The sequence below is a fragment of the Pedobacter steynii genome (assembly GCF_900103665.1).
Classification (GTDB): Bacteria; Bacteroidota; Bacteroidia; order Sphingobacteriales; family Sphingobacteriaceae; genus Pedobacter; species Pedobacter steynii.
Window position 1 is genome coordinate 1 of the sequence record NZ_FNGY01000025.1, and the last position, 7,786, is coordinate 7,786.

4 protein-coding genes are annotated in these 7,786 nt (G+C 42.1%); all 4 read left to right on the top strand.

Going from position 1 to position 7,786, the window contains the following annotated elements:
• The coding region (locus BLQ87_RS32935) for an SDR family NAD(P)-dependent oxidoreductase (RefSeq protein ID WP_143010622.1) at positions 1 to 2,047 on the top strand (2,047 nt) is incomplete at its 5' end.
• Between the two features lie 12 nt (positions 2,048 to 2,059).
• Positions 2,060 to 5,467, top strand: a complete 3,408-nt coding sequence (locus BLQ87_RS32940; protein ID WP_074613147.1) for a non-ribosomal peptide synthetase — start codon at positions 2,060 to 2,062, stop codon at positions 5,465 to 5,467.
• Between the two features lie 59 nt (positions 5,468 to 5,526).
• Positions 5,527 to 7,266: a carbamoyltransferase N-terminal domain-containing protein gene (locus BLQ87_RS32945; RefSeq protein WP_074613148.1), complete on the top strand. Its 1,740-nt coding sequence runs from the start codon at positions 5,527 to 5,529 to the stop codon at positions 7,264 to 7,266.
• A gap of 152 nt (positions 7,267 to 7,418) precedes the next feature.
• Positions 7,419 to 7,786: TubC N-terminal docking domain-related protein (locus BLQ87_RS32950; protein WP_218129472.1), on the top strand; the 368-nt coding region annotated here is incomplete at its 3' end.

Here is a 7,786-nt window from a genome sequence, read left to right on the forward strand (position 1 = left end):
GGTCAGTTTAAATTCCATCAGGCATTTTAAGGAAAATGACAATGATGAAGCGCAGCTGGCCAAGTGCCTGGGTCAGTTATGGTCGCATGGCATTGAACCAGACTGGTCTGCTTACCATACAGGCGAACGCAGAAAACGGATTTCATTGCCTACGTATTCGTTTGAACCGATCGCCTATCCAACAGAAGTGAACCCTTTGGAGCAGTTGTCTGTTTTGACAACAGCTTCAAAGAAGACAATAACAGCAGAAAATCTTCAGGATTGTATTTACTATCCCATTTGGAAACAGGCCATCCCTCCGGTTATAACCGGCAATAAAATCAAGCCCACTTATTTGTTCTTTTCTCTGGATGATGAGTTTGCTTCCTCATTGAAATCCGAATTCAAAAAGCAGGATCATGAAGTCATTGAGGTTGTCCTGGGATCAGTATTTAAGTCTCATCATCAGGGAAAAATCGAGATAGACCCATTGATTCCATTGCATTTTGAACAACTGATGGATATTTTGAGGGGTAATCAGGTTAAAATTACGCATTTAATTTATGCCTGGGCTGCAAAGAAGAACCTTCCGGACCTGAAACTCGATCTGAATGATATCGGGATAAATTTAGCCTACTTCAGTCTGATTAACATATTTAAAAAACTGGCCTTTCATCATCAGTTAACCGGGCTGAGCATTTCGATACTTACTGATTCCTTACACCGCATAGCCGGAGATGAAAAGATCCCATATGCCCAGTCGCTGCTGCTTGGTTTGATGAATGTATTTCCTCAGGAACATGAGGTGATTTGTCATAACATTGATGTGGATTTCAGAGAAAGACCGTCGGAATTTGCAATTGATGTTGCCAATGAAATACATGCAGACCGTGAGGTCAGCAACCGGATAGTCGCGTTGAGAAAGGGGCAACGCTGGATACCTGATTTTTCTCTCCACACAGGTCCTCTGGCCGAAAACACAACATCGATAAAAACCGGCGGTATTTATCTGATCACCGGTGGTTTGGGTAATGTTGGCTTTGTGCTGGCGAAATTTCTAATACAAAAATACGATGCAAAAGTTGTTTTAACAGGAAGGAAAAAGATGCAGGATCAGTCTGCCGATGAGCGCTCCTTTCTTCGGTTGAAGCTGCTGCAGGAAATAAGTAAGGATGTCTATTACTATGATGCAGATGTATCCGATCTTCACTCTTTCAGAAAAACAATAGAAAAAGTTGAAAAGAATATTGGCTTAATAGCTGGTGTATTGCATACAGCAGGAACGCTTGATCAGCAGTATTTCGAGTTTGCGGAGGACATCACGGCCGAAAAGACTTTTGCAATCTTTGGGGCTAAAGTATTAGGTATTGAAAATATTCATAAGATTTTTAAAAACCGGAATCCCGATTTTGTATGGATCACTTCAAGTTTGGCTTCAGTTTTAGGTGGACTGAAATTCAGCGCTTATGCTGCTGCCAATTTATACGTGAATTTCTTCATTTCCTCAGTAATCGGAAAACTTCCGGACTGGAAATGCGTAAGTCTGGCTGAACTGTCATTTGATGGGGTTCCTGATATCAACAGACCGGATCACCCCGCCCTAAATCCGGAACAACTAGCCCGATTATTCGAATGGAGTCTCTCTGTTAAAAAACAGCCCCTGCTATTGGAAACGGTTGTTGATCTGTATTCCAGGTTAGATAAGGCTTATGCCGAAAAGGAGCAGGCTTTTTCAACCGAAACGATGAAAGAGATGGAGATGCTGGACCGGGAACACTTTAATCATGCTTATGTTCCGGCGGGAACAGAAACTGAAATAAGAATATTAAATATTTTCAAGCATTTTTTCTTTAAAGAGAACATCGGGATAAGGGATAATTTCTTTGAATTGGGAGGTGATTCCTTAAGAGCTATGGCATTGATAAAAAAGATAAAAACAGAATTTGAAATCAACCTTCCATTGAAAGATTTTTTTACCCTTCAAAACATAGAGGAGCTGGCTGCGGAAATTGAAGAAAGATGCTGGATTAACAAGCGCAGTGATAAAAAAAACATATCTATTATTTAAGTCCGATACAAGATGAATATTAAGGAACTTTTAAAAAAAATCAGACAGAGTGAGATTGATCTCAGTTTATCGGGTGATGATTTACAGGTAAGCAGTGATATGTTAGCAATTCCTCCGGTTTTACTGGAGGAAATCAGAACACATAAAAAAATGATTATTGATTTTCTTAAATCAAGAAATTCAAAACATGATGATGATTCAATTCCTGCTGTTGTTCATTCTGAACAAGGTTATGTATTGTCTTCTTCGCAACGCCGGTTATGGATACTGAGCCAGTTTGATGGTGGGAATATTGCCTATAACATTCCGGGAGTATATGTTTTTGAAGGAGACTTGAATATTGGGGCATTGGCGCATGCTTTCTCAGGATTGATCGAACGTCATGAGAACCTTCGGACCGTATTTCGGGGCTCGGAGGAAGCGGAAGAAGTACGCCAGTTTATACTGCCTTTTGAGTCGGTAGATTTTAAGATTGATTACCAGGATTTCAGAGCTGTGGCAGATCGTGATGAGGTGGTTAAAGAACTGGTCGCTGCAGAATTTCGCCGTCCTTTTGAATTGGGCAGTTATCCATTGCTCCGTGCAGGTCTTTACCAGCTTAGCGATCATCAGTGGGTCTTCAGCTATGTAGTTCACCACATCGTCAGTGATGGCTGGTCTATGGGGGTATTGATCCGGGAACTGTTGTTGTTGTACAATGCTTATGTGGCCGGAGCAGCAATGCCATTGGCGCCTTTAAGGATTCAGTATAAAGATTATGCAGCCTGGCAGCAGTCGGAATTAAGCGGTGATCAGCTTCATATTCATAAGAATTACTGGATGGACCAGTTTTCAGGTCAGCTTCCTGTGCTGGACCTGCCGGTTAAAGGTTTGCGCCCTGCGGTAAAAACCTATAATGGAGGCGTCGTTTTTAAAATGATCGATGCTGAGCTGACTAAAGGACTGCGTTTGTTATGTCAGGAAGAAGGAGGCACTTTATTCATGGGGCTTGTGGCTTTGATGAATGTATTGCTCTATCATTATACCGGCCAGGAGGACATCATTGTTGGTAGTCCGATTGCCGGCAGGGAACATGCCGACCTGGAAGGACAGATTGGTTTTTATGTCAACACACTGGCACTGCGCAACCGGTTCAGTGGAAAGGACAGTTACCTGGAAGTGTTCAGGAGCGTAAAAGGAATCACCCTTGATGCTTACGATCACCAGGTTTATCCCTTCGACAAGCTTGTAGAAGAGCTCAACCTGAAACGGGACATGAGCCGCAACCCTTTGTTTGATGTGCTGATCGATTTTGACAGCCTGAAAACGGATTCTTCTCCGGAGTCCCAAAGTCTTACGGAACTGAAAGTGCGCAATTATATGGTGGAGGAGAGTTCGGCAAGTAAGTTCGACCTGACCTTTTACTTTAATGATTCAGACGCGGGCTTAGGTTTATCCCTGGAATACAATTCCGATCTTTTTGACAGAATTTTTATCGAAACGCTTTGCAGTCATTTTGAAAGGCTTTTGGCAGCTGTTTTAAGCTCAGCCGGCTTGCCGGTTGCTGAGCTGGATATTCTGACGGCAGCAGAAAAAGAGCATCAGCTGATTGATTTTAATGTACCTCAGGGACCAGATCTTTCCTATCAGCCGCTGCTGGGTATTTTCGCCGAACAGGTGAGAAAGAATCCTGAGGGGATCGCCCTTTCGATGCCTGGCAGATCGGTTACTTATCAGGAGCTGGATGTACTTTCGGATCAGCTGGCTTTTTATCTTCATCAGACTTATGATATTAAAGCGAATGAGCTCGTTGGAATAGAACTGGAGCGGACGGAGTGGATGGTGATCGCTATTCTGGGGATTTTAAAATCCGGAGCGGCTTATGCTCCGATTGACCCTGCTTATCCAAAATCAAGAAAAGGATTTCTGAGCACCGATACCGGGATCAGGGTTTTAATTACACAGACCAATCATATTTTCGATCTGGATTATTTTTCCGGACCTGTTTTCGCCATAGATGTACAACTGGCAGGATTGAAAGCGGTGATTCCGGAAAGCTTTAAAGCTATAGCAGGCAGTTCAGACCTGGCTTATGTGATCTATACCTCCGGTTCCACAGGAATTCCAAAAGGATGTGCCATCAGCCATGGGAGTCTTTCCAATTACATACAATGGGCCAACAGCCACTACTTTGATGGTATACCTGCTGTTTGCTTTGGCCTGTACACCTCTTTGTCTTTTGACCTTACCGTAACGAGTATTTTTTGTGCATTGACACAAGGAGGGCGGTTGTTTATTTATGAGCAGTATGAGGAATTGTCGGCGATACTCCGACATAGTTTTAGTGCTTCTTCGGGGATCAACAGCATTAAGCTGACCCCGTCCCACATCAATGTCTTAAAATACCTGGAGCTCAGTTCCGCAACGGTCAGCGTGGCCATTGTTGGAGGAGAAGCGCTGACTGAAGAACAGGTGGGGATACTAAAAAAGATTAATCCATCTATCCGGATCTATAATGAATACGGACCTACCGAGGCTACGGTGGGCTGTATGGTCAGCGAGCCGAATGAAGGGGTGCCTGTTTTAATCGGTAAACCGATCTCCAATACCCGGACTTATCTGCTGAATGACAGGCTTGGGCTCTGTCCCTCAGGTACTACCGGGGAAATTTATATCTCCGGATCGGGGTTGGCCAAAGGTTACCTGAATGATGAGACATTGACCATGTTGAAATTCCTTCCTGATCCTTATGCCCCGGATGCGCTGATGTACAAAACGGGTGATTTGGGGAAATGGCTTTCCGATGGGAATATGGTATACCTGGGCAGGAAAGACGATCAGGTGAAAATCAATGGTTACCGGATTGAAGTGGGGGAGGTTGTACATGGCTTGCAGCAGCATGCAGATGTGGAGCTTGCCGTGGTGTTGTTAAATCCGGATGAATCCGGGGCTCAGCAACTGGTAGCTTATGTGGTTGGCAGCAGGGATTTAAGCGGAGCTGAACTGCGGTCGCATTTGATGAACAGTTTACCTGTCTATATGGTTCCCTTTCAATATGTACAGGTGGAAAGCATTCCATTAACGATCAATGGCAAGGTCGATCAGCAGGCTTTGTTAAAACTGAAAGGCGAGGATGGCGATCAGAAGGTAGCCTATGTAGCTCCTGAAACCGAAGTAGAAATAAAGCTGGTGGCACTCTGGGAACAGGTTCTGCACAAAGAAAATATTGGATTAAAAGATAATTTTTTTGAACTCGGTGGGGATAGCTTAAAAGTAATTCAGCTCATCTCTAAAATAGCGGCAACCTTTCAGGTTCAGATTAACATTCAAACCGTATTTAAAGAAGCGACAATAGCGCATATTTCTGAAAATATCACTTTCATTCTAGACCAGAAAAAAATACAGCAGGACCGGGATGGTCTGGTCGCTATAGACCTCTAAAGCGCGCTGTTGTTAACCTGATAAAAAATGTAAACCAAACTTAAAAACAATATTCCCCTATGGTAATTTGCGGTATCAAAACAACCCACGATAGTGCCATCGCACTAATCGACAATGGAAAGCTAATTTTTAGCTATGAGTATGAAAAACTGAATAACAACAACCGGTATGAGTCAATGAAAGATGGAATTGACATTCAGTTGCTGGAAAGTATCCTCTCTGAATATGAATATTCGGTAGCAGACATTGATCAGATTGTAATAGATGGCTGGGCAACGTTTCTAGATGAATCTCAGGACTACGATTATCCGGCATACCATGTTCCGGTTAAAATTAATGGGGCAGAAGAAGTGCGAATCGGTTTCGCCAGATATGGTATGCGGGTTAAAGATGAAAACCTATTGGAAAGATCCACTTTTAATTATCCGGAACTGAATCTTAGTTACAGCAGCTATATGCATGTTTCAGGTCATGTCATGAGTGCCTATTGTACCAGTCCCTTTGCTGCTGAAAATAAAGCCTCTTTTGTACTTTCCTGGGATGGAGGGATGTGTCCTCAGTTGTTTTACATTGATCCGGTAAGTAAAAAAACAGAAAACCTGGGGCCGGTTTTTACCCTTTTAGGCAGTATGTATGAAGCTTTTGCAAATGCTTACCCGCCTTTTAATTCTTATGCTATAAGTGATTTATCTATTGCCGGAAAAGTCATGGCTTATATCGCGAAAGGCAATTGTAACCATGAAGTATTAAAGGAATGTAAATCTCTCTTTGCACTGCAGGAGGGGCAGCTCTCCGAAACAGAAAATTATACAAGTCAGTATATTAAAGGAGTGACGAATAAATTGTTGGCTGAAATCGTTGCTTATGGAGAGATGAACGATATTGAACCCCTGGACATGATGGCTACCTTTCATGTATTTATTCAGGAAATCCTGATTGCTCAATTGGCGTTAAAAATTAAGCAATATCCTACATTGGTAAATAACCTTTGTTTTGTGGGGGGCAGCGCACTCAATATCAAATGGAATAGTGCCATAAGAAACTCAGGCCTTTTTAAGGAAATGTGGATTCCCCCATTCCCAAATGATTCCGGCAGTGCCATAGGAACTGCTTGTTGTGAGATGATTGTTGCAACGGGTCGTTTTGCTTTGGATTGGAATGTTTACAGTGGACCTAAAATTTCAAAAGGGACTATTGATCATGCCTGGGAGGTTTCTGAATGCACTATAGCGGATCTGGCCTTCTTATTACACGAAACAAATGAAGCTGTTGTTTTCCTGAATGACCGGGCAGAATTAGGGCCAAGAGCGTTGGGCAATAGAAGCATTTTAGCTGCGCCGGTAAAGCCCGAAATGAAGACGGAATTAAATCGTCTTAAGGGGCGTGAAAATTATCGTCCTGTAGCTCCGATTTGTCTGGAGGAGGATGCACCGGCTATTTTTAGTCCGGGTTCTACTGACCCACTCATGTTATATGATCACCAGGTTAAAGAAGAATGGCTGGAGAAAATTCCTGCGATATGCCATCTCGACGGATCTGCCCGTTTGCAAACCGTTAACTCCACTGATAATCCGATCATCTATGAGTTGTTAACTCAATACAAAGCCTTGAGCGGCGTTCCTTTGCTCTGCAATACCAGTGCTAACTTTAACGGTAAAGGTTTCTTTCCAAATGTGTCCAGTGCCGTACAATGGGGAGAAACAAATATGGTATGGAGTGATCATCAGTTATTTTTTAGATCAGAATCCCCAATTTCTGATTTTATCCGTAAAAAAATATATTACAGTGAAATAATTTAAGAATATTTTATTTTTTACTTTAATGGTGCTTTTTTTTAAAGTATTTAATAATAAATAGAAATATATTGTAAATTCAATTTAATAATAAACCAAATAAGTTAGCCCGGCAATTGTTCCTTAATTCCCTAACGCCTCAGAATTTAAATGCTAGTATGAAAGATTTATTAAAGAAAATAAGGGATAATAAAGTTCTTGTAGAAGTAGTAGATGGTAAATTAAAAGTTTTTGCAAAGAAAGGGTTAATAGACGCTGAACTTATTGTCGAGATCAAAGAGAAAAAGGACCAGCTTCTTAGTTTTTTGCTGAATAATGACCAGTCTTATTTTGATGGTTCTTTAAAATCTAACATACCGCGGCTGATACAGGATAGTAGTTATGTTTTGTCATCCTCGCAACGACGTTTATGGTTGCTGAGCCAGTTTGATGGTGGAGATCTGGCTTACAATGTGATGGGCGCATTTGTGTTTGAAGGGGAGCTGGATAAGCCGGCCTTTGCACAATCCTTTACTGCTTTGATTGA

Coding starts and splice junctions, on each gene's coding strand:
- BLQ87_RS32940 (WP_074613147.1), top strand. CDS start 2,060: ATGAATATTAAGGAACTTTTAAAAAAAATCAGACAGAGTGAGATTGAT.
- BLQ87_RS32945 (WP_074613148.1), top strand. CDS start 5,527: ATGGTAATTTGCGGTATCAAAACAACCCACGATAGTGCCATCGCACTA.